Source organism: Vibrio sp. 2132-1, from assembly GCF_033344315.1.
Window position 1 is genome coordinate 1 of record NZ_JAWPON010000853.1, and the last position, 519, is coordinate 519.

Here is a 519-nt window from a genome sequence, read left to right on the forward strand (position 1 = left end):
ACGAACAACAGGTTGATTTGAGCCCTCAGACTCTTCACCATCAGCCAACTGATTTTCCGCAGCTGCATGCTGAGCCTGCGCACGACGAGCAGCTTCTTCTGCTTGTGCACGACGTTGCTCTTCCATACGCTCAACTTCTTCTTGCTGTTGAACGCGGACACGAGACAGAACAGTAATAACGTCAGTCTTCAGCGCTTCAAGTAAACCTTCAAACAATTCAAACGATTCACGTTTGTACTCTTGTTTCGGGTTCTTTTGTGCGTAGCCACGTAGGTGGATACCTTGACGCAGATGATCCATCGCCGCCAGATGCTCTTTCCAAAGCGTATCGAGTGTTTGAAGCATCACTGATTTTTCGAAGTTACGAAGCACTTGTGCACCCACAACTTCTTCTTTCGCTTTGTATACTTCAACGGCTAGGCTGATAATCTTCTCGCGCAGCGCTTCTTCGTACAGTTTGTCGTCTTCCTCAAGCCATTGCTTGATTGGCGCGTCTAGATCGAAATCTGCTTTCAAACG

Annotated in this window: 1 pseudogene; it reads right to left on the minus strand. The window is 47.8% G+C overall.

From position 1 onward, the window contains the following. Positions 1 to 519, minus strand: a pseudogene (gene secA / locus R8N47_RS28375) (preprotein translocase subunit SecA); the annotation flags it as partial.